General features: G+C 54.3%; 16 protein-coding genes. 10 read left to right on the top strand and 6 right to left on the bottom strand.

Translation table 11 applies throughout. The features are described 5' to 3' along the window. Positions 1 to 129 precede the first annotated feature (129 nt). Positions 130 to 2,976 (bottom strand): RNA polymerase-associated protein RapA, encoded by a 2,847-nt coding sequence (gene rapA, locus ACN0UH_RS18505; RefSeq protein WP_417663438.1) that lies wholly within the window; start codon positions 2,974 to 2,976, stop codon positions 130 to 132. Positions 2,977 to 3,158: 182 nt separating this feature from the next. Here rapA and ACN0UH_RS18510 point away from each other — a divergent pair, with 182 nt between their 5' ends. From ACN0UH_RS18510 to ACN0UH_RS18540, 7 genes are all read left to right on the top strand, one after another. Next, positions 3,159 to 3,455, top strand: coding sequence for an aspartate-semialdehyde dehydrogenase (locus ACN0UH_RS18510; protein WP_417663439.1), 297 nt, complete (start codon positions 3,159 to 3,161; stop codon positions 3,453 to 3,455). Positions 3,456 to 3,500: 45 nt separating this feature from the next. After that, entirely contained in the window at positions 3,501 to 4,118 is a 618-nt protein-coding gene (locus ACN0UH_RS18515) for an alpha-ketoglutarate-dependent dioxygenase AlkB family protein (RefSeq protein WP_417663440.1), read from the top strand. Next, positions 4,111 to 4,272 carry a hypothetical protein gene (locus ACN0UH_RS18520; RefSeq protein WP_417663441.1) on the top strand — a complete coding sequence of 54 codons (162 nt, stop codon included), beginning with the start codon at positions 4,111 to 4,113 and terminating at the stop codon, positions 4,270 to 4,272. The genes ACN0UH_RS18515 and ACN0UH_RS18520 overlap by 8 nt, the downstream gene beginning before the upstream one ends. 157 nt (positions 4,273 to 4,429) lie before the next feature. Next, the gene (gene ccoM, locus ACN0UH_RS18525) at positions 4,430 to 4,540 is read left to right on the top strand and encodes a cytochrome c oxidase subunit CcoM (protein ID WP_417663442.1); all 111 of its coding nucleotides are present in this window, start codon (positions 4,430 to 4,432) and stop codon (positions 4,538 to 4,540) included. A gap of 430 nt (positions 4,541 to 4,970) precedes the next feature. Beyond that, a complete protein-coding gene (locus ACN0UH_RS18530) occupies positions 4,971 to 6,959 on the top strand; it encodes an FUSC family protein (RefSeq protein ID WP_417663443.1) in 1,989 nt (662 codons plus the stop codon). Next, entirely contained in the window at positions 6,946 to 7,149 is a 204-nt protein-coding gene (locus ACN0UH_RS18535; protein ID WP_087517680.1) for a DUF1656 domain-containing protein, read from the top strand. The genes ACN0UH_RS18530 and ACN0UH_RS18535 overlap by 14 nt, the downstream gene beginning before the upstream one ends. 17 nt (positions 7,150 to 7,166) lie before the next feature. Further along, positions 7,167 to 8,027, top strand: coding sequence for an efflux RND transporter periplasmic adaptor subunit (locus ACN0UH_RS18540; protein WP_417663444.1), 861 nt, complete (start codon positions 7,167 to 7,169; stop codon positions 8,025 to 8,027). A gap of 42 nt (positions 8,028 to 8,069) precedes the next feature. Here the strand turns inward: ACN0UH_RS18540 and codA are convergent, their stop codons facing one another. The 5 genes from codA to ACN0UH_RS18565 form a co-directional block, all read right to left on the bottom strand. Beyond that, complete coding sequence (gene codA / locus ACN0UH_RS18545; protein WP_417663445.1) at positions 8,070 to 9,305, bottom strand: cytosine deaminase; 1,236 nt, start codon at positions 9,303 to 9,305, stop codon at positions 8,070 to 8,072. After that, entirely contained in the window at positions 9,302 to 10,543 is a 1,242-nt protein-coding gene (locus ACN0UH_RS18550; RefSeq protein ID WP_417663446.1) for a PucR family transcriptional regulator, read from the bottom strand. The genes codA and ACN0UH_RS18550 overlap by 4 nt, the downstream gene beginning before the upstream one ends. Further along, a complete protein-coding gene (gene codB / locus ACN0UH_RS18555; protein ID WP_417663447.1) occupies positions 10,544 to 11,827 on the bottom strand; it encodes a cytosine permease in 1,284 nt (427 codons plus the stop codon). It lies immediately after the preceding gene. A gap of 284 nt (positions 11,828 to 12,111) precedes the next feature. Continuing rightward, on the bottom strand, positions 12,112 to 12,582 hold the full coding sequence (locus ACN0UH_RS18560; RefSeq protein WP_417663448.1) for a MaoC family dehydratase: 471 nt from the start codon (positions 12,580 to 12,582) through the stop codon (positions 12,112 to 12,114). Next, positions 12,582 to 13,541 carry a lysophospholipase gene (locus ACN0UH_RS18565; RefSeq protein ID WP_417663449.1) on the bottom strand — a complete coding sequence of 320 codons (960 nt, stop codon included), beginning with the start codon at positions 13,539 to 13,541 and terminating at the stop codon, positions 12,582 to 12,584. The genes ACN0UH_RS18560 and ACN0UH_RS18565 overlap by 1 nt, the downstream gene beginning before the upstream one ends. A 318-nt stretch (positions 13,542 to 13,859) precedes the next feature. Between ACN0UH_RS18565 and fadD2 the strand changes: the two genes are divergently transcribed. From fadD2 to hrpA, 3 genes are all read left to right on the top strand, one after another. After that, positions 13,860 to 15,548 carry a long-chain-fatty-acid--CoA ligase FadD2 gene (gene fadD2, locus ACN0UH_RS18570; protein ID WP_417663450.1) on the top strand — a complete coding sequence of 563 codons (1,689 nt, stop codon included), beginning with the start codon at positions 13,860 to 13,862 and terminating at the stop codon, positions 15,546 to 15,548. 370 nt (positions 15,549 to 15,918) lie between these two features. Beyond that, positions 15,919 to 17,607 carry a long-chain-fatty-acid--CoA ligase FadD1 gene (gene fadD1, locus ACN0UH_RS18575; protein ID WP_417663451.1) on the top strand — a complete coding sequence of 563 codons (1,689 nt, stop codon included), beginning with the start codon at positions 15,919 to 15,921 and terminating at the stop codon, positions 17,605 to 17,607. Positions 17,608 to 17,781: 174 nt separating this feature from the next. Then, positions 17,782 to 21,762: an ATP-dependent RNA helicase HrpA gene (hrpA, locus tag ACN0UH_RS18580; RefSeq protein ID WP_417663475.1), complete on the top strand. Its 3,981-nt coding sequence runs from the start codon at positions 17,782 to 17,784 to the stop codon at positions 21,760 to 21,762. Positions 21,763 to 21,848: the final 86 nt, after the last annotated feature.

Consider the following 21,848-nt stretch of genomic DNA (forward strand, 5'->3'; position numbering starts at 1 on the left):
CTTCGTCGTACACCTTCAGTCATGGGACTCTCCTGAAAAAGAACCTAGAAGGTGTAAACCTTATTCAGGACGGGTCACCGCACATAAAAAAGCCTCGCGATTGCGAGGCTTTTTTTGTGCGTCGATGGGTTAACCAGCGACCAATACGCGGATAGCTTCGAGGCGTAACGCGGCTTTATCGAGCGAGGCTAACCCTTGCTCGCGCTGGCTACGCAGGGTTTCAATCTCGCTGTCGCGAACGCTTGGATTTACGGCTTGCAGCGCGGTGAGGCGTGCAAGTTCTTCATCCATATCGTTGGCCAGGCGTCGTTTAGCTTCGGCTACACGCTCAAGGTGGCGCGGCATTACTTTCTCTTCACCGACACCGATCTGCGGGTTGAGTGAGTCACGCTGCGCCTGAACGAATTTGTTGGCGCTGGCACGCGGCACGCTTTCCAACTGGTCATTGAGGGTTTCGAATGCAACTTTGTGGGCGAGGTCATTACCGTTGGCGTCGAGCAAACAACGCAGTGCCGCCGGTGGCAAGTAGCGGCCGAGCTGCAAGGCTCGTGGTGCGACGACATCGCTGACATAAAGCAATTCAAGTAGCACTGTGCCCGGTTTTAGCGCTTTGTTTTTGATCAAGGCAACGCCGGTGTTACCCATTGAGCCGGAGCGCACCAAGTCCATGGCGCCTTGCACCATTGGATGTTCCCAGGTCAGGAACTGCATGTCTTCACGGCTTAGCGCCAGGTTGCGGTCGTAGGTGATGGTTACACCTTCGTCGTCACCGAGTGGGAAGCTGGCGTCGAGCATCTTCTCGCTTGGCCGCAGTATCAGCGCATTTTCGGAGTGGTCTTCACTGTCAATACCAAAGGCATTGAACAGCTGCTCCATGTAGATTGGCAACGCGAACTGATCATCTTGCTCTTCAATATCAGCCGCCAGGGTTTGACCTTCACCGGCCCCGCCCGAGTTGAGTTCCAGCAGCCGGTCGCGGCCAGCATGCAATTCGCCTTCAAGACGCACTCGCTCGGTTTTGGCTTCGTTAACCAGTGCTTGCCATTCGTTGTCATCACCGCTTTCAAGCAACGGCAACATGCGGCTACCAAACTGGTGCTGCAATGCGTTACCCGTCGGGCAGGTGGCTAAAAATGCGTTGAGTGCATTGTGATACCACTGGAACAGGCGCTCTTGCGGGCTGTTCTCAAGGTACGGCACGTGCACCTGGATTTGGTGCTTTTGACCGATACGGTCAAGACGGCCAATACGCTGCTCAAGTAAGTCCGGGTGGGCTGGCAGGTCGAACAACACCAGATGGTGGGCGAACTGGAAGTTGCGGCCTTCACTGCCGATCTCGGAACAGATCAATACCTGCGCACCGAATTCTTCATCGGCGAAGTAAGCCGCTGCACGGTCACGCTCAAGAATGCTCATGCCTTCATGAAACACCGTTGCGAGGATGCCCGAGCGCACACGCAGTGCATCTTCAAGGTCCAGCGCCGTTTCTGCATGGGCGCAGATTACCAATACCTTGAATTTTTTCAGCATCTTCAAGGTATCAATCAACCACTCGACCCGTGGGTCGAAGCGCCACCAGCGCTGATCTTCGTCAACCTCAGCTTGCGCTTGATAGCTGACTTCCGGATACAGGTCCGGATGCTCGCCGATTGGCAGCTCCATATACTCATCCGGGCTTGGTAGCGGGTAAGCGTGCAGCTCACGCTCAGGGAAGCCCTGTACGGCTGCGCGGGTGTTACGGAACAGCAAGCGTCCAGTACCGTGACGATCGAGCAGTTCGCGGATCAAGCGTGCAGAGGCTTCACTGTCGCCGTCATTGACTGCCGCCAGCAGGCCTTCGCCTTCTGCGCCGAGGAAATCATGAATGGTTTTGTGTGCTTCTGCCGACAAGCGACCTTGATCCAACAATTCCTGAACAGCCTCGGCAATCGGCCGATAGTTGGCACTTTCAGCACGGAAGGCTTCGAGGTCGTGGAAGCGGTTCGGGTCGAGCAAGCGTAAGCGGGCAAAGTGGCTGTCCTGGCCAAGTTGCTCAGGCGTTGCCGTGAGCAGCAGAACACCGGGAATGACTTCAGCCAACTGTTCAACCAGCGAGTATTCAGGGCTGGAGCGTTCAGGGTGCCAAACCAAGTGGTGCGCTTCGTCGACCACTAGCAAGTCCCAGCCTGCTGCAAATAAAGCGTCTTGGGCCTTTTCATCTTCACGCAGCCATTCCAGCGCAACCAGTGCTAACTGGCAGTCTTCAAACGGATTGCTGGCGTCGCTTTCAATAAAACGTTCAGCATCGAACAGGGCGACGTCGAGGTTAAAGCGCCGACGCATTTCAACCAGCCACTGGTGTTGCAGGTTTTCAGGGACCAGAATCAGGACACGATTGGCCCGACCAGAGAGCAGTTGGCGGTGGATCACCATGCCTGCTTCGATGGTTTTGCCCAAGCCTACTTCGTCAGCCAGCAGGACGCGCGGTGCAATTCGGTCAGCAACTTCGCGGGCGATGTGCAACTGGTGCGGGATAGGTTGGGCGCGAACGCCGCCCAAACCCCAGAGTGACGATTGCAGGTGGTTGCTGGTGTATTCAAGCGTGCGATAACGCAAACCGAACCATGCCAGCGGATCAATCTGGCCGGCGAACAGGCGGTCGCTAGCCAAACGGAACTGGATGAAGTTTGAGAGCTGAGTTTCCGGCATGGTTACGCTTTGATGCTGCGCATTAAGGCCGTGATAAACCAGCAAGCCGTCGATATCGTCGACTTCCTGTACGGTCAGCTTCCAACCTTCAAAGTGAGTGATCTCATCGCCAGGCGAGAAACGTACACGCGTAAGCGGTGCACTGCGCGCGGCATATTGGCGGGTTTCGCCAGTCGCCGGGTAAAGTACCGTGAGCATGCGGCCTTCCTGCATGAGGATGGTCCCCAAGCCCAGCTCTGCTTCGCTGTCACTTATCCAGCGTTGCCCCGGTTCATACTGCTGCGCCATGCCTGTCTCCCGCGTGAAAAAGCCGGCTATGTTAACCGGAACACCCGGTTTAGGCCAAAGCCGCATTGATCTTTTAGTGTTTTGCTGGATATAAGAAACAATAAATGTGTAAAAAGTGTAGTGAGGCTACCCTCATGTTTACACAAAGTTGGCCGACAGACTGACCAAAGGAGGGCGAAGCTGTGTTGCCACCAATCCCGCAGAGTTTGGTTCCAGTCACTGCTAGTCAGGATGTGGTCAAGCCGAAACCGCTTACCCCGCCGGTTATGCCCGTTGCAGAAACCAGTAAGGAAAGCGCGCTTAACCTCGATAAGCGCCATCCGCAAGATGCTGAGGCGATCTTGCGCGAAGAGCAGCGCCGCCAACAAAAGCGTTATGCCGCTGCATTATTGGCTGAAACCGACGAAGAATCAGACGCCCTTGATCTGGACAGCGAGGATCTCCCGCGTCGAGGCTTGTGGGTGGATATTGAAGTCTGAGTGCTGACCTGTGCGCAATACCTCTTGCGCTGAGTGAATATCGCTGTGAGCTTATTTGCCGATTCTCCTTTGCAATTGCCCGATGCCGAATTGGATTTTCATCCGAAATGGCTCACTGCTGAGCTTGCAGATCAATGGTTGCAGGCAATTCATCAGCAAACACCTTGGCAGCAACCTCTGGTAAATGTGTTTGGCCGAGTGCACCCGGTGCCGCGTTTACTGGCCTGGTATGGCGATGAGGGAATTGGCTACCGCTATTCAGGCTTGTATCACGCACCACTGCCATGGACGCCGCTGCTGGCTGAGATCCGCGCGAGACTCAGTGCTTCTGTGGGGCAGCCGCTCAATGGCCTGCTGCTTAATTACTACCGTGATGGCCAGGACTCAATGGGCTGGCACAGCGATGACGAAGCCGAGTTGGGGCGCAATCCGATTGTGGTTTCGCTGAGCCTTGGCGGCAGTCGGCGCTTTGATTTGCGCCGTAAAGGCCAGCAGCGCATTGAACATTCGTTACAGTTGGATCATGGCTCGCTACTGGTCATGCGCGCGACAACCCAGCATTATTGGCAACACCAGATAGCCAAAACGCGTAAACCCTGCGCACCGAGGCTTAATCTGACTTTTCGTTATGTGCTGAACGGGGACGGCTTGGGTCATGAGTAACGACGACAATTTGATTGATTTCAACGCCGAGCGCGGCAAGCGCATTCACGACCTGCATGACAAGAAACTGGATGAAATGCGCAAGGCGTTTGAGCAGGCCTTGCCATTGCCTAAAGCCAAGAAAAAGACGAAAGGCAAACCGAAAAAGCGCTAAACAGTCCCTGGCTTTTGTCGTTCTATTGACCTGGATCAGTGTCCGCGACTGATCCATTCCCGCCTAGGGATCATTATTGATCCAAGTCAAATCTTGTTTGCCTGACGTTGCGTACCTTGGAGTCATTCCAGATCACGCACCGTTTTCGGAGGCAACCATGTTTATCGATACTGTAGTTCTTGCCGGTATTGGCACTGTACTGCTGATGTTCGCCTTCTTTGGCGGGGTCGGCATGTTTATTTGGAAAGACTCGCACAAGCGCAAGTAAGGCTGAGTCTTTCAACACTACTGCACGCAAGGCAGCTTCAGGCGACTTAGGTCGCCTTTTTTTCGTCGGTCATTGCCTGCAATGGGCATGGCTGAATAGTAGGCACAACCTTTGACCAAGTCGGTTCTTCGCGATTTTGGCGGTCTAAAATTCACAGCACGATTTTTCACTCAATTGTTAGCATGGACTAGACGAATTTAGTTAGCTGGCTAATAATTGTCACGCGAAGCGCTTTTTGTAAGCCTTTAGAACGTTAGCGCTTAGTAAAAAGTGCAAGATGATCGACCGCCAAAACGACTGGCATCGTGCCTGTTTTAACGGTCGTGAATGAGCCATTCTTCTAGCCTCGCAATACCTTGCGCGAAAGTTTTAGAGGCTTGTTGGTGTCAATCCGCTATTTTCATACGTGAGCCATCCTTCGGACGCAGTTATGCCCCACGCTTTGCTGGCCTTCATTGCGCCTAGCCGACAAGCCATACAATTTGCAATCAAAACCCTGCTCGGAGCAGGGCTGGCGCTGTGGTGCGCGATGCGTTTTGGGCTGGAACAACCGGTGTGGGCGATGATGACCGCATTCATCGTGGCCCAGCCCTTGTCAGGCATGGTTGTGCAAAAGGGCCTGGCGCGAATGGTTGGCACCATGATCGGAACCATCATGTCTGTGGCGTTTATCGGGCTTTTCGCGCAGACACCCTGGGTGTTCATCGGGGCGCTGGCGATCTGGTTGGCGATGTGTACTGCGTCTTCAACCATGCTACGCAGCGCCTGGTCATATTCCTTTGTGCTTGCAGGTTACACCGTTGCCATTATTGGCTTGCCTGCAATAAGTAGTCCGCTGACGGTGTTTGATCAAGCGGTAGCGCGCTGCACTGAAATCTCACTAGGTATCCTCTGCGCGACCGCGGCTAGCGCGATCATCTGGCCGCAACGGGTCGAGGTGCAACTGATCAAGCAGGCCAATGTTGCCTGGCGTGCAGGCTTGAACGCAGCCTCGTTGGCATTGGCTCAAGAGGGCCATGCGCGACAAGGCCTACTGCAAGTCTTGGGGCATGTTGTTGCGGTTGACTCACAGCGCGAACATGCCTGGTTCGAGGGCACGCGCGGGCGTCAACGCGCGGCTGCGCTGCGGGTCTTGAGTCGTGATTTGCTCAGTATGTTGCGCCTTGCTCGTGGAGTGGGGCGCCAGTTACGCCAGCTCAGTGCGCAAGAGCGAGAATGTATTGAGCCTTTGATTAGCGCTGCGCGTGAGCAGTTTGCAATGGAGCAGATGACTGGCTTGGACGAACTGGCCGAGCGGGTTCGTTTGGCCGCATTGAGCGAGCGATTGAATCCTGTTCAGCAGATATGCCTGGAGCGCTTATTGCTGTTGGTCACTCGCATGCAAGTTGCTGATCAATCACTGCATGCAGTCGAGCAAGGAGTTGCCCCGCGAGATGCGCCAGACCCTTTGTCATGGCACAGCGACTGGCAGACGGCATTGATTTATGGCACTCGAAGTGCCTTGGCCTTCCTGGCGTTTTCTGCGTTCTGGATGGCGACAGGTTGGACCTTTGCCTCCGGCGGTATTTTGATGACTGCGGTGGTCTGCAGTTTGTTTGCCAGCCGCGATAATGCGGCGCAGATCGGCATGATGTTCTTGCGCGGGATTTTTTACGCGATTCCCGTTGCTTTTGTGGTGGGCGAGATCGTCTTACCGCAACTGAGCAGCTTTGCCATGCTCTGCTTGGCCATGGGAGTCCCGTTATTTTTCGCTGCGTTAGGTATGTGCAATCCGGCAACTGGCGCCACTGCCACCTCTTTTGCGCTGCATTTTATTTTGCTTTGTTCGCCGCAAAACCAAATGAATTTTAGTGTCACTTATTTCCTTAATACCGCGTTGGCATTAATCGTGGGTGTTGGCTTTGCGGTGTTGGCATTCAAGCTGATTTCGATCCGAAGCCCACGCTGGTTGGGCGGTCGATTATTGAGTGCAACATTGAATGATCTACGGCGTTTGACTCGACGCCCTCTCAATGGCGCCGAAAACTGGTTTGGCGGACGTATTGCTGATCGCTTGCTACAGCTGGCGCGGCATTACCCTGCGCTGCCAGACGAAACCCGGACGCGCTGGGATGACGGCATTGCCAGTCTCGATCTGGGGGATGAGTTACTGCACTTGCGTGCCTGTCTTGAGGCGGGTAACAAGTCGATTGGCCTTGCTGAGCAGCATTTCTTGCAGCAACTTGATCAACAGCTACGAGTCGGCCCGGGGCCAGAGCGTGAACAACTTCTGGACGCAGCCGTTGACGAGTTATTGCGGGCGCTCGATGCCGATACTTCGAGTATCGACCGACGCTTGGCACGGGCTGCTTTGTTGCAATTGCAGTTAGGCTGGAAAAACTGGTGTGCTCACAAAGGAGAGCAATATGGGCTTGCATGAGTGGTCGATAGGCGGTGTTCTGCTCAGCCCGTTTCTTATTTATGTGGTGTTGGCGTTTGCGGTTACCGGGGTCTTGCGTTTGCTGCTTGCACGGCTTGGCGCATCACGCTGGATCTGGCATGAAGCGCTGTTTGATACGGCGTTGTTTGTGTGTGTGTTGGCAGGCATTGTTGCGGTGCTTGGGCGTTAGTCATGGAGAATCAATTTATGCGGTCAACTATTCGTGTGTGTATCACCCTTGCCGTTGTGTTGGCAGCATTGTTTGCGGGCCACTGGCTATGGAATTACTACATGTATTCGCCATGGACGCGTGACGCACGAGTACGAGCCGATATCGTGACCATTGCACCTGACGTTTCCGGAGCGGTGGTGGGGTTGTCAGTCAAGGATAACCAGCGGGTCAGTGTCGGCGATCTGCTGATGCAAATTGACCCCGAACGCTATGATGTTGCCCTTGAACAGGCCAAGGCGGTATTGGAGACCCGCAAGCAACAATTGAATTTGCGACAGCATGAAGCGTCCAGACGTGCTCGTTTGGGGCCGCAGGCAATCAGCGCCGAGTTGCGGGAAAACTCGCAGATCAGCGCGCAAATTGCTTTGGCTGAATACCATCAAGCACAGGCTGAAGTGAAACAAGCCGAGCTGAATGTCTCACGCAGCCGATTGCTGGCAACGCGCAACGGTTACATCACCAATTTGCAGCTGGCTGAAGGTAATTACGTGAATACCGGCCAGCCGGTGCTGGCGCTGGTGGATGAAGATTCCTATTACGTGCAGGCCTATTTTGAAGAAACCAAACTGCCCAAGATTTCAGTAGGTGATGAGGTCGAGATTTGGCTGATGAGTTATCAACATCCACTCAAAGGCCACGTGCAAAGCATCAGTCGCGGTATTACCGACCGCAACGCCAGCCCAGATACGCAACTGTTGGCCAATGTCGAACCGACCTTCAATTGGGTGCGACTGGCGCAGCGAATCCCGGTGCGTATCCAGCTTGATGAAATGCCAGCAGATGTTTTGTTGAGCGCCGGTATGACCGCCAGCGTAAAAGTGCTGGATAAGCGTTAAGTGCGGCGCCAAGGTGACTTGCTGTCACCTTGGCGTATGGCTTTAGAAACGTGCAACCTTGGCAGGCGTGCGCTGCATGATCACCTTACCTGCACGAATCGAGGTCAAGGCATAACCTTGGGTGCGGATCATTTCGTAGTCGCTTGGCGCCGATAGCAGCAGCAGATTGGCTGGGCGGCCAACTTCCAATCCATAACGCTCACCGAGGTTCAGGGTGCGGGCGCTATTGTCGGTAATCAGATCAAGGGCGCGCTGCAAGTCGGCGTAACCCAGCATGTGGCAGATATGCAGGCCTGCTTCGAGAATCCGTAGAATATTGCCATTGCCCAGCGGATACCAAGGGTCAACGATGGAGTCTTGGGCGAAGCAGATATTCATCCCCGCGCGATCAATTTCGGCAACACGAGTTAACCCGCGACGTTTCGGGTAAGTATCAAAACGCCCCTGCAAGTGAATGCTTTCGGTCGGGCATGAGACGAAGTTGATTCCCGACATTTTTAACAAACGAAACAGCTTTGAGCAGTAAGCGTTATCGTATGAACCCATTGCCGTGGTGTGACTGGCGGTGACTCGAGCGCCCATGCCGCGTGCTCGAGCTTCTTCGGCCAGCACCTCCAGAAAGCGCGAATGCGGGTCATCGGTTTCATCGCAATGCACATCCACAAGGCAGCCGGTACGTTCGGCCAAGTCCATCAAGAACTTGATTGAACTAACGCCTTGATCACGGGTGTTTTCAAAGTGTGGAATGCCACCCACGACGTCGGCGCCAAGCTCTACCGCTTGCTCCATGAGTGCACGACCATTGCTGAATGACTCAATCCCTTCTTGCGGGAATGCAACAATTTGCAGGTCGATCAGGTGACGAGTTTCTTCGCGCACCTCAACCATGGCCTTGAGTGCGCCCAGTGTCGGGTCAGTGACATCAACGTGTGTACGCACGTGCTGGATACCGTGCTCAACCAGCATGTCGATAGTTTTTTTAGCACGCATTTTGGTGTCTTCGTGGGTGACCTGAGCTTTGCGCTGGCCCCACAACTCGATACCTTCAAACAGGGTTCCGCTCATGTTCCACGCCGGGTCACCAGCGGTGAGTGTGGCGTCAAGGTGTATATGCGGCTCAACGAAGGGTGCAATAACCAGATTGCCACCCGCATCAAGGTCGTCCGATACCGCACTGATCGTTGGGTTGTGCAGGTTGATTTCTGCGATCCGACCCTGCTCCAGGACGATTCGGTATAGGCCTTCGCGACCGCGTAGTCTGGCGTTAATAATGTTCATGCAGTGCTCCTGGCTGAGCGAGAAGAGGAGAGCCGCCATATCAACAAAGCGAGGCTGATATTCAGGCGGTCGTGGGGATTAGTAAATGAACTGCCGGTTAGGGTTTCTATGCGCTGGGTCCGGTAACTCATGGTGTTTCGGTGCACGCCAAGGCGTTGTGCTGCGAGCGCGAGATTACCGTTCTCGTGGAACCAGGCCTCAAGCGTTGGCAGCAGTACGGGTTCGTGGCGGCTGTCATCGCTGATGATGGGGCCGAGCACCTTGTCGACGAATTGGTCGAGTACGCTGCGATCACGAATGGCACCAAGCAACTCAATTGCGCCCAACTCGTTAAAGCTGCAAACCCCCAGACGCTCAGGGAATGATTGCGCGGCAACCAAGGCTTGGCGGGCTTCACGCAAGCCGTGAGCAAAATGTTCTGGGCCATGACCGCCTGCGCTCAGGCCGAGGTAAAGGCGCAGGGGCGCCAGTTCTGGAGTGAGCTGTTCAATCAATTCCAGTAGCGCTTGGCGATTACGTTGCTGGTCAATCCTCGCGACGGCCGGAAGTAGGGCGATCCAGTGTTCGCCCTGGCATACCGGAGAAAGCGCCTCACCGAGAGCGTCCAACTGATGATGCAGTGCATGTTGCAAACGCTCGCGGCTACGTTGCAGGATGCGTTCAGCTTGATCCGCGCCAAAGGCTTCGATTAAACGTTCGCTGCCTTCGAGTTTAAGCAGCGCGACTTGCCGCGCGGTCGTTAATGGCAGGTCTAAGCTGCGCGCCCGTTGCAGCAGTGAGTCGAGCGACTGCACATCACCTTCAAGCAATTGTTCAAGCAAGTGTTGGCGTGAGCGGCCAAGCATCTGCGTTTGCACCAATGCTGTGCCGATGGCTTGTGTGACCACTACCATTTTCAGCGAATAAGGTTGTTCTATCAGCGGCACGCCCAACTGCTGCGCCGTTGCGATGACGCTTTGCGGGATATCTTTGATGTACTCAAGGCCGGTCAAAATGACCAGGCCGGCTGCGCCGCGCTCATGTGCCTGGCGCGTCAGCATTAACAGGTTTTCTTCATTGCGCGGGTGATTGATGCCCGTGACGAACACCAATTCGCCGCCCATTATCCACTCGGAAATGCTGTTGTTCTCGGCTACATAGGGCCAGCGTACGGGGTTGCTTTGCATCGCTTCGCCAGCCCGCAAGCGCATGCTGTCGAGGCCGGGAAGCGCCAGTACGTCGGCCACGGTGAGGCTCATTTAGCTAACTGAACCCGTGATGTTTGCAGCGCTTTTGGCTGGCGCCGGGCTGAGTATTTTTGACAGCACGATGTAAGCAAATGCAGCCACGCCAATCCCGACAATCGGTGCAACCCATGGCGACATGTACGCGCACACCGCGCCAATTACATAAGCGCTCAGGCCAATCCAGTTGAACGCCGGTAATTGAGTGTCGGCAAGCTTTGGATACTGGCCTTTATGGCCATAGAAGAAGTCCGCCATGATCACCCCGCCAATGGGTGGAATGATCGATCCGAGTAGAATCAGGAATGGAATCAGCATTTCGTACATACCGGCAATCGCCAGCAATGTACCGATGCCTGCGCCGGCAACAGTCACCAGTTTGCGGCGGCCAGTGCGCAGCAGGTTGCAGCCAGCGGCGGCGAAGTTATAGATGGTGTTGTCCTGAGTAGTCCACAAGTTGAGAAACAGCATCACCACCGCAGCCATCGACAGACCTTGCAGCACTAATACTTCAACCACGTCAGGCTGTTGGTAAACGATGGCGCCGTAAGCGCCAGCAACAATCATCAAGCCGTTGCCGATAAAGAAACCGAACAAACTTGAAAGCATCGCCACCCGGCCGCTTTTAGCAAAGCGGGTCCAGTTGGTGGCCTGAGTTGCACCGCTGACAAATGTGCCAAAAACCATGGTGATGGCCACGCTCAGGCTCATACTTTCCTTGGGTTCGATCGCCATCAAAGCGCTCATGCCGCCAGCATCACGGGTGGCAATCCACAATGAACAGCCAAGCAACACCATCATCGCCGGGACCGCCACCCGTGAAAGCATATCCAAGCCTTTGTAGCCGATGAATGCGGTGATGCAGAAGCCAAAACCAAAGAGCACCATTAGCGCTGTCGTCAGTCCTTCTGGTAGACCGAGAATTTTCACCAGAACGATGGCGATGGTTGCAGTGCCCCACGCGTACCAACCGATCTGGGTAAAGCCGAGCAGTACATCAGATAACTTGCTGCCGACTTCGCCGAAGCAAAAGCGGCCCATCAGTACTGAGTTCAAACCGCTGCGACAGGCGATCAGACCCAAGACCGCAGCGTAAAGACCGAGCAACAGATTACCAATTACCGCCGCCCAGATCAGCGATGTGAAATCAAACGCCATGCCGATTTTGCCGCCAGCAAACATGGTGGCGGTGAAGAAGGTAAAGCCAAACAATAAAATTGAAGTCGAAAACAGCCCTTTACGTGCGCCTTGCGGAACTTCGCTGAGCGGGTAGTCGCTATCGTTGTTGGTGGTAGACATAGGTTGAACTCCACAGGGGTCAGTGAAGTATTTGGCATAGCAGGTGGCGTGCCAGTCCGCTAATTCTTGAATACCCACTTCACGCAGAATGATAGTCACAAAGTATTTTGTGCATTATGCACAAGAAAACTGCGATATCAGTGGCGATTGCCAGGAAGTATTGTGGTGGATAAACAGCGGCGGTCAAGTGTGGTGCATGCAAAATATACATGCACACTCAATGTGCGCTGGCAAATGCGTCAAGCTCAGCGCACAGGCTGGTGCCCGTTCCGGTCCCTATCGATTTAGCCGACTGTAACCTGTGGCATTGGTGGCATTGCAACCGTTTGTTTTTTGCGTGGAGCCAGAATTTCGGCTTCGCCGTCAACCACTATTTCATCACGCTGATTGACCACGCGTGTAGCGATGCGTACGCGAAATTTTGGCAGTTTTTCGAGAATTTCCAACTGCACGGTGAGGGTGTCACCGAGTTTTACTGGCAGAGTGAAACGCATCGTCTGGCCCAGGTAAATAGTGCCCGGCCCCGGTAATTCACAGGCGACTGCTGCGCTGATCAATGCGCCACTGAACATGCCATGCGCAATGCGCTCCTTGAACATGCTTTCGGCAGCAAACTGGGCATCCAGATGCACAGGATTGTTGTCGCCAGAAACTGCGGCAAATAGCTGTACGTCACGCTCCTCGACAGTCTTGCTGTAAGTGGCTTTCTGGCCGACTTCGAGTTCGTCGTAAGGCGTATTGCTGAGTTGGCTCATCAGTGGATCTCCTGGATCTCGGAACGAAACGGGTGAGGCTGGCCAAGTGTTTGCTCCAACCATTCAATAATAAAACTGCAGACTTCATCGCGATTGCTCTCGTTGAGCAATTCGTGGCGAGCTTCAGGGTAAACCTTCAGTGCAACATGGCGCTTGCCAGCTTCTTTAAGTGCGCCCGCTAAGTTTGCTAGACGCTTGCCTTGGCTGACCGGGTCACGTGCGCCGCCAATTATCAGAAGCGGCAGGCTGGGTTCAATCTGGGCCAGTTTCTTGCGCGGGGTGATTGCTTGCAGCCCGCCTAGCAAGTCGAGCCACAACTGATTGCTACAACGAAAACCGCAAAGCGGATCGTTGATATATTTATCAACTTCGTCGGGATCACGACTCAGCCAGTCAAACCCTGTGCGGTTGGGTTTGAAGGTCTTGTTGAAAGAGCCGAATGAGAGAAAGTCGATCAGTGCGCTATGTCCGGTTGGCCCTTGGCGCCAAGCTTCAAATCTGGCGATTGCCTGTGCACTTTTATACAGCGCAACCGGTTGATAGTTAGAGCCAGACAGCACCACGCCGTGCACGCTGCTGCTGTGTTGCATCAGGTAAGCCTGAGCGATATAGCTGCCCATGCTGTGGCCGAAGAGAAATATCGGCACTTGCGCATGCTGATGACGGATCAGGTGATTGATACATGCCAGATCATTGACCACCAGATTCCAGCCGTTGCTGTCAGCGTAGTGACCCAGCACTCCATTTTCGGCGGTTTTACCGTGACCGCGCTGATCGTGCGCGTAGAGCTCAAAGCCATTTGCCACCAGCGTCTCGCCAAAGCGGGCGTAGCGGCCACTATGTTCAGCCATGCCGTGGGCAAGCATGACTATCGCCTTGGGCGGCTGTTGGCCAAACCAGTGGTTCACGTACAGCGGCGTGTTATCACTACTCTTATGCCAAAAAGCCTCGTGTTGCATGACGAATCCTTAGCTGACGTGAAAAGCTATTGTAGGGCCAGCCCGGGTGGTTTGACAGTCGAATGACTTGAGCCAAGATTCATGTCGTTGATGAAGGTTGTTTGGCTATATGCCTGTCGGTGAGTAACTGCTAACTTCCGTTCAGCCCGTGCAGCTCCAAATCGGCAATTAGCCGCTACGCTTATTGCATGCACTTTTATACAGGTTAAGTCGGGTTAACGATTTAACTTGGGCAGGCGTTTGGTTGTGGCGAATGAGCCCGCTCAGTGCCTGCTCTTAAAACGGGCAGATATCTTTCAGGGGAAGGGGATAAAAATAATGCAACCTGAGTTCTGGAGCGGTAAACGCGCCACTGGTGTACCCGATAACATCGATATGAATGCATTTCGCTCGGTCAATGAAGTGTTTGAGCGATCCTGCAAAAAGTTCGCTGACCGTCCAGCTTTCAGCAACATGGGCGTGACCCTGACCTACGCTGAGCTGGATCGTCTGTCTGGCGCTTTTGCCAGTTATCTGCAAAAGCATACCGATCTCAAGCCGGGCGATCGTATTGCTGTGCAAATGCCCAATGTCCTGCAGTATCCCATCGCCGTGTTTGGCGCGATGCGCGCCGGGCTTATCGTGGTCAATACCAATCCGTTGTACACCGCTCGTGAAATGCGGCACCAGTTTAAAGACTCGGGCGCGCGCGCGTTGGTTTACCTGAATATGTTCGGCAAGCTGGTGCAGGACGTGCTGCCAGATACCGATATCGAGTACTTGATCGAAGCCAAAATGGGTGACCTGCTGCCAACGCTTAAAGGCTGGCTGGTCAACACAGTGGTGAAGAAAGTCAAAAAGATGGTGCCTGACTACCATCTGCCGCAGGCATTAGCTTTCAAAAACGTACTCAAGCAAGGGCATGGCGGCGCATTGCAGCCTGTCAGTGTGGGTCATGATGATATAGCCGTGCTGCAATACACTGGCGGCACCACGGGAGTGGCCAAGGGCGCGATGCTGACCCACGCTAATCTGGTAGCCAACATGCTGCAGATTGATGCTTGCATGCAGCAGCTTGATGACGATGGTGCACCGCTGATGAAGCAAGGCCAAGAGGTGATGATTGCACCGCTACCGCTTTATCATATCTATGCATTCACCGCGAACTGCATGTGCATGATGGTTAACGGCAACCATAACGTGCTGATTACCAACCCGCGTGATATTCCTGGCTTTATCAAAGAGTTGGGTAAGTGGCAGTTTTCCGCGCTACTGGGTTTGAACACCCTGTTTGTCGCCTTGATGGATCATCCTGAATTCAAGAATCTCGACTTCTCCAAGCTCAAGCTCACCAACTCCGGTGGTACAGCCTTGGTTAAGGCCACCGCTGAACGTTGGCAAGAGATCACCGGTTGTATGGTTGTTGAAGGTTACGGCCTGACTGAAACTTCACCCGTTGCCAGTACCAATCCATACGGCAAGTTGGCGCGTTTGGGGACTGTTGGGATTCCAGTACCTGGCACTGCTTTTAAGGTGATCGACGACGACGGCGTTGAACTGCCTTCTGGCGAACGCGGTGAACTCTGCATTAAAGGCCCGCAAGTCATGAAGGGTTATTGGCAGCGAGCTGAAGCGACAGCTGAAGTGCTGGATGCTGAAGGCTGGTTCAAGACTGGCGATATCGCGGTGATTGATGAAGATGGTTTCACCCGTATTGTTGACCGCAAGAAAGACATGATTATCGTCTCTGGTTTCAACGTTTATCCAAACGAAATCGAGGACGTTGTCATGAGCCATCCACAGGTCGCCAGTTGCGCGGCGGTAGGTGTTGCCGATGAGAAATCAGGTGAGGCGGTCAAGCTTTTCGTGGTTGCGCGTGAAGGCGGTATTAACGAGGCTGAACTGAAAGCATTCTGCAAAGAGAATTTCACGGCTTACAAGGTGCCCAAGCAGATCGTGTTCCGGGATTCTCTGCCGATGACACCCGTCGGCAAAATTCTGCGCCGCGAGCTTCGCGATATTGCGTGACCGATAGTTGTAATCCTCAAGTTAGGGCGTAGATAAACAAGCTGGGCCATGGAGCAAGTTGCTTCCGGGTCCGGCTTTTTTATTGCGTGTCAGGCGCCTTTGATTGATTGACGAACAGCAAGACAAGCGCCGCAGCGTATTTGGCTGGGCAGGACGAGTGTTGCTTGATGTGGTAAGTTCGTGACTGATTTTACTGTAATCGTATTGTTTATGACTGAGTTGGTCATGCTTGGTGCTGGTCGATCTCTGGCAAAGCTGCTACTCTCGGCCCGCTTTTGGCCTGTGCGATGGTCAAGCTTCAGGCATATAAACAACAATACAACTGCCAAGACGGCAGTGATGAATAGATGTAACTGAGGAGTGGGCTTCCATGATCGAAAACTTCTGGAAGGATAAGTATCCAGTTGGGGTTGCTGCCGAGATCAACCCGGACCAATACCCTAATATCCAAGCGGTCCTGCAACAGTCCTGCCAGCGTTTTGCTGATAAGCCTGCTTTCAGTAATTTGGGAAAAACCCTGACCTACGGCGATGTTTACAAGCTGTCTGGTGAGTTTGCAGCCTATCTGCAAAACCACACAGATCTGCAGCCGGGCGATCGTATTGCCGTGCAGATGCCCAATATTCTGCAATATCCAATTGTTGTGTTCGGTGCTATTCGTGCGGGTTTGGTCGTGGTTAATACCAATCCGCTGTACACCGCACGTGAATTGGAGCACCAATTCAATGACTCCGGCGCTAAAGCATTGGTCTGCCTGGCCAATATGGCGCATTTGGCTGAGCAAGTCGTGCCCAAGACCGGGGTCAAGAGCATCATCGTCACCGAAGTGGGCGATATGCTGCCTATGTTCAAGCGCTTGATCGTTAATACAGTGGTCAAGCACGTTAAAAAAATGGTTCCTGCATACAATTTGCCGCAGTCCACCAGCTTTCTTGATGCTTTGGCCAAAGGCCGCGGCAAGACGGTGAAAGAAGCGAGTCCGGCCAATGGTGACGTTGCCGTGCTGCAATACACCGGCGGCACTACCGGCGTGGCGAAAGGCGCGATGCTCACGCACCGCAACCTGGTTGCCAATATGCTGCAAGTCAGAGAATTGATGGGTGCCAACCTTGATGAAGGTTGCGAAGTGGTGGTGGCCCCGTTGCCGCTTTATCACATCTACGCGTTCACCTTTCATTGCATGGCGATGATGCTGATCGGCGCGCACAATATCTTGATCACTAACCCGCGTGACTTGCCTGCGGTCGTGAATGATCTGTCCAAGTACAAGTTCACCGGTTTCGTTGGACTCAATACGCTGTTTGTTGCGCTGAGCAATTTCGATGGCTTTCGCAAGCTGGACTTCTCCTCGCTGAAGCTCACCGTTTCTGGCGGCATGGCCTTGCAGCAGGCGACTGCCGAACGCTGGAAAGCAGTAACCGGTTGTGCGGTATGCGAAGGTTTTGGCATGACCGAAACTAGCCCGGTCGCAACGGTTAACCCGTTCAGCGCTATTCGCTTGGGCACCATTGGTATTCCGGTGCCATCGACGCTGTGTCGGATTGTCGATGACGAAGGCAAAGTGCTTGAACTCGGTGAGACTGGCGAGATCTGCGTCAAAGGCCCACAGGTCATGAAGGGTTACTGGCAGCGTCAGGAAGCCACCGATGAAGTGCTTGATGCTGATGGTTGGCTAAAAACCGGCGACATCGGTTTGATTGAGCCCGATGGCTATTTGCGCATTGTTGACCGCAAGAAAGACATGATTCTGGTGTCGGGCTTCAACGTTTACCCGAACGAGCTGGAAGACGTGTTGGCAACCTTGCCTGGCGTTTTGCAATGTGCGGCCATTGGCGTGCCTGACGAGAAATCGGGTGAGGCGATCAAAGTCTTCGTCGTCGCTAAGCCGGGTGAAAACGTCACTAAAGAACAAGTCATGGCGCACATGCGCGCTAATCTGACCGGCTACAAAGTGCCGAAGTGCGTTGAGTTTCGTGACACGTTGCCGACCACTAACGTAGGTAAAATTCTGCGCCGCGAACTTCGCGACGAAGAGTTGAAGAAGATCAACGCCAAATAATAGGTGTTGATTGCTGACAAAGCCCCGCAAATGCGGGGCTTTGTTGTTTTGGTGCTGGTAAAAATTCCGTCGCAGCCAGCCGTTTGCTGGCGTTTACGCATCAACTACGGAAATCTGCGACAATTAGCGGCTGCAAGCCATTCCATGCCCCCTCAAAGAATTGCTCCGGTTCCGATGACTGATCACACTGAACGCCTGCTGAAAAATCTCGATCAAGCGCTGATTATTGACCGACATCGCTTGCGCAGACAGCTGCACGAGCTGCGTAAACAATCTGATGAAGCCAAGCTGGAGCAGTGGTTGCAACGCTTTCAGGCATCAGCGGCCAAGGTTGAAGCGCGGCGTTTGAGCGTGCCGGCCATGCGTTATGACGATGCCTTGCCAATCGCTGCCAAGCGCGACGAAATCAAGGCGGCAATCGCTAAACATCAAGTCGTGGTTATCGCCGGTGAAACCGGATCGGGTAAAACCACCCAGTTACCGAAAATTTGTCTTGAGCTGGGCCGTGGTATTCACGGTCTGATAGGTCACACCCAGCCTCGGCGGCTGGCTGCTCGCAGCGTTGCCATGCGTGTTGCGGAAGAAATAGGCACCCCGCTCGGAGAGCTGGTGGGTTATCAGGTGCGCTTCGAGGATCAGAGCAACGAGCGCAGTCTTATCAAGTTAATGACTGACGGTATCTTGCTGGCGGAAACCCAGCACGATCGTTTTCTCGACAAGTACGACACCATCATTGTCGACGAGGCGCACGAGCGCAGCCTTAATATCGACTTCTTGCTCGGTTACCTGAAAACCCTGCTGTCCCGGCGCCCCGATCTCAAGCTGATTATCACCTCGGCGACTATCGACCTTGAGCGTTTCTCCAAGCACTTTGATGGTGCGCCAGTGGTTGAAGTCTCCGGGCGAACCTTTCCGGTGGAAACCTGGTACCGGCCGCTCGCTGCCGAGCAGGACGAAGAGGGCAACCGAGTCGAAGATGACCTTTCGGTCGATCAGGCAATCATTGCAACAATTGATGAACTCAGCGCCTTTGAACGCAGTGAAGGCAAGCTCCCCGGCGATGTGCTGGTGTTCTTGCCGGGAGAGCGTGAGATCCGTGATGCTGCGGAAGTGCTGCGCAAGGCCCAGCTCAAACACACTGAGATATTGCCGCTCTATGCGCGCTTGACCCCTGCCGAGCAGCAGAAAATATTCAAACCAATGCCGGGGCGCAAAATCGTTTTGGCGACCAACGTTGCCGAAACCTCGCTGACGGTGCCCGGCATTCGTTATGTGATCGACAGTGGCACCGCGCGCATCAGCCGTTACAGCTATCGCGCCAAGGTTCAGCGCCTGCCGATCGAAGCTGTTTCACAGGCTAGCGCCAACCAGCGCAAAGGTCGTTGCGGGCGGGTTGAGCCCGGTATTTGTATTCGCCTTTACAGCGAAGAAGATTTCATCGCACGGCCAGAATTTACTGATCCAGAAATCCTGCGCACCAACCTGGCAGCGGTCATTTTGCAAATGCTGCATTTGCGCCTGGGTGAGATCAGTGCATTTCCCTTTATCGAGCCGCCAGATGGCAAGGCCATCAGTGACGGTTTCAATTTGCTGCAAGAGCTTTCGGCAGTCAGTCGTGACGGACAACTGACTGCGTTGGGCCGCCAGTTGGCGCGTCTGCCGGTTGATCCACGCTTGGCGCGTATGGTGCTTGAAGGGGCGAAGCAGGGCAGTCTTGATGAAGTGCTGATTATCGCCAGCAACTTGTCGGTGCAAGACCCGCGTGAGCGGCCATCGGATCGTCAGCAAGCGGCCGATCAAGCCCATGCGCAATGGAAGGATGTCGACTCCGACTTTGCTGCCCTGATCAATATTTGGCGTGGCTTTGAAGAGCAGCGCCAAGCCTTGGGTTCAAGCGCTTTGCGCAGTTGGTGTCGCAAGAATTTTCTCAACTACCTGCGCATGCGTGAGTGGCGCGATGCGCACCGTCAGTTACTGTTGATTTGCCGCGATTTGCAGCTCAAGGGCAAGCCTCAGGAAAGCTCAACCGCTGCCGGAAAAACGGGTAGGGCTAAGCTTGAGAGCAAGCAAGCTAAAGATGAGGCGCAGGCCCGGTCGGTCGATTACCAGAAACTGCACAAAGCCATTTTGTCAGGCTTGTTAAGTCAGATCGGACAAAAAACCGAGGATGGCGATTATTTAGGCGCCCGTCAGCGGCGCTTCTGGATTCACCCCTCAACGGTGATCGGGCGTAAACGACCGCAATGGATCATGGCGTCTGAGTTGGTTGAAACCACCAAGCTGTTTGCGCGTATGGTCGCCAAGATCGAACCTGACTGGATAGAGCCGCTGGCTGGGCATTTGATCAAGAAGAACCATCTTGAACCGCACTGGGAAAAGAAGCGCGGGCAAGTGGTTGCCTACGAGCAGATCAGCCTCTATGGATTGATTGTGGTCGGTAGGCGGCCAGTGCATTACGGGCCGATTGATCCTGTGGTGGCGCGTGAAATGTTTATCCGTGAAGGGTTGGTGCGCGGCGAGATCAACTCCAGGGCGCGTTGCCTGAGTGCTAATCGTCAGTTACTTGAGCGCCTCGATGAGCTGGAAGCCAAGGCTCGGCGCCGCGACATTCTGGCCGATGAAGAAACCCTGTTTGATTATTACGCGGCACGCCTGCCGGCTGATATTTATCAAACCGCGAGTTTTGAGTCTTGGTACAAGCGCGAAAGCGTCAAGGACGCGCAATTGCTGATCATGCGCGAAGAAGATGTGCTTGCCCGTGACGCCAATGAAGTCACCGCCGCGCAATACCCGGATACCTTGTATCTAAATGAATTGCAGTTACCGCTCAGTTACCATTTTGAACCCAATCACCCGCGTGACGGGGTCACGGTGCGGGTGCCGGCCCCCTTGTTGCCACAGCTTTCTGCGGAGCGTATCGAGTGGCTGGTGCCGGGCCTGCTTGAAGCAAAATGCATGGCGCTGGTGCGCGGTTTACCTAAAGCCTTGCGTAAGAACTTTGTGCCGGTGCCGGATTTTGTCAGCGCGGCATTGAGCAAAATCACGTTCGCCGAGGCCAGTTTACCGCTGGCGCTTGGGCGTGAGTTGCAGCGCATGACCGGGACACGGGTCGCAGATGAAGCCTGGGCAGAATCTGCTGCTGCGGTTGAGGATCACCTGCGGATGAATATCGAAGTGGTCGATAGCCACGGCAAGGTTCTCGGTGAAGGCCGTGATCTTGCTGAGTTAACCGTGCGCTTCAACAAAGCCAGCCAGCAAGCCTTGGCGCTACCACAAACGGCCAAAACCGAAGCGCCAATCGAGGCTAAAGCCTTTGCCGAAGTTGCCGAGAAAACTCAGCATAAGGTGGCGGGGCTGTCGATGACGGTCTATCCCGCGCTGGTTGAGGAGGCGGGCACGGTAAATGAGGGGCGCTTTGCGACGCAGGCTGAGGCCGAATATCAGCACCGTCGAGCCCTGCAGCGTCTGCTCTTGCAGCAGTTGAGTGAACCGGCAAAGTTCATGCGCAGCAAACTACCGGGGCTTACCGAGTTAGCTTTGTTGTATCGGGACATGGGCCGCATCGATGGTTTGGTCGAAGACATCCTTCTGGCCAGTCTCGATTCCTGCATTCTCGACGGCCAAGACCCCTTGCCGCGTGATGGCGCCGCATTGGCTGCCCTTGCCGAGGCCAAACGTGGCGATTGGTTTAACCACGCTGAGCGCCTGGCGCGGCTGACCTTGGAAATTCTCAAGCTCTGGCATGGTTTGCAAAAGCGTTTCAAAGGCAAAATCGATTTGGCCCAGGCCATCGCTCTCAACGATATCAAGCAGCAGCTTAGCCATTTGGTGTACCCAGGGTTTGTCCGCGAGACTCCCGCGCAATGGATCAAAGAGCTGCCTCGCTACCTCAAGGCGATTGAGCAACGGCTGGATAAAATTGGCAGCCAGGTGCAACGAGACCGTGTCTGGAGCGGCGAGTTGGCAGGTTATTGGGAACAGTATCAGGCCCGCTACGCCAAGCATGCCAAAGAAGGCAAGCGTGATGCAGAGTTGCAGCTGTATCGCTGGATGCTTGAAGAGTACCGCGTCTCGCTTTTTGCTCAGCAACTGGGCACCAAAATGCCGGTGTCAGATAAGCGCCTGAGCAAGCAATGGTCGCAAACCGAGGCATAAGAGAGCAGGCGTAACCTGGCAAACAGTTTTAGACGCTAGCTGACAGGGCTGGTTTGTGAGCTTTTTGCGAGAAGCTAGCTATAGTT

This window comes from Pseudomonas sp., from assembly GCF_048265905.1.
GTDB lineage: Bacteria > Pseudomonadota > Gammaproteobacteria > Pseudomonadales > Pseudomonadaceae > Aquipseudomonas.

Coding starts and splice junctions, on each gene's coding strand:
- ACN0UH_RS18540 (WP_417663444.1), top strand. CDS start 7,167: ATGCGGTCAACTATTCGTGTGTGTATCACCCTTGCCGTTGTGTTGGCA.
- ACN0UH_RS18535 (WP_087517680.1), top strand. CDS start 6,946: ATGGGCTTGCATGAGTGGTCGATAGGCGGTGTTCTGCTCAGCCCGTTT.
- hrpA (WP_417663475.1), top strand. CDS start 17,782: ATGACTGATCACACTGAACGCCTGCTGAAAAATCTCGATCAAGCGCTG.
- ACN0UH_RS18550 (WP_417663446.1), bottom strand. CDS start 10,543: ATGAGCCTCACCGTGGCCGACGTACTGGCGCTTCCCGGCCTCGACAGC.
- fadD1 (WP_417663451.1), top strand. CDS start 15,919: ATGATCGAAAACTTCTGGAAGGATAAGTATCCAGTTGGGGTTGCTGCC.
- ACN0UH_RS18560 (WP_417663448.1), bottom strand. CDS start 12,582: ATGAGCCAACTCAGCAATACGCCTTACGACGAACTCGAAGTCGGCCAG.
- codA (WP_417663445.1), bottom strand. CDS start 9,305: ATGAACATTATTAACGCCAGACTACGCGGTCGCGAAGGCCTATACCGA.
- fadD2 (WP_417663450.1), top strand. CDS start 13,860: ATGCAACCTGAGTTCTGGAGCGGTAAACGCGCCACTGGTGTACCCGAT.
- codB (WP_417663447.1), bottom strand. CDS start 11,827: ATGTCTACCACCAACAACGATAGCGACTACCCGCTCAGCGAAGTTCCG.
- ACN0UH_RS18520 (WP_417663441.1), top strand. CDS start 4,111: ATGAGTAACGACGACAATTTGATTGATTTCAACGCCGAGCGCGGCAAG.
- ccoM (WP_417663442.1), top strand. CDS start 4,430: ATGTTTATCGATACTGTAGTTCTTGCCGGTATTGGCACTGTACTGCTG.
- ACN0UH_RS18565 (WP_417663449.1), bottom strand. CDS start 13,541: ATGCAACACGAGGCTTTTTGGCATAAGAGTAGTGATAACACGCCGCTG.
- rapA (WP_417663438.1), bottom strand. CDS start 2,976: ATGGCGCAGCAGTATGAACCGGGGCAACGCTGGATAAGTGACAGCGAA.
- ACN0UH_RS18530 (WP_417663443.1), top strand. CDS start 4,971: ATGCCCCACGCTTTGCTGGCCTTCATTGCGCCTAGCCGACAAGCCATA.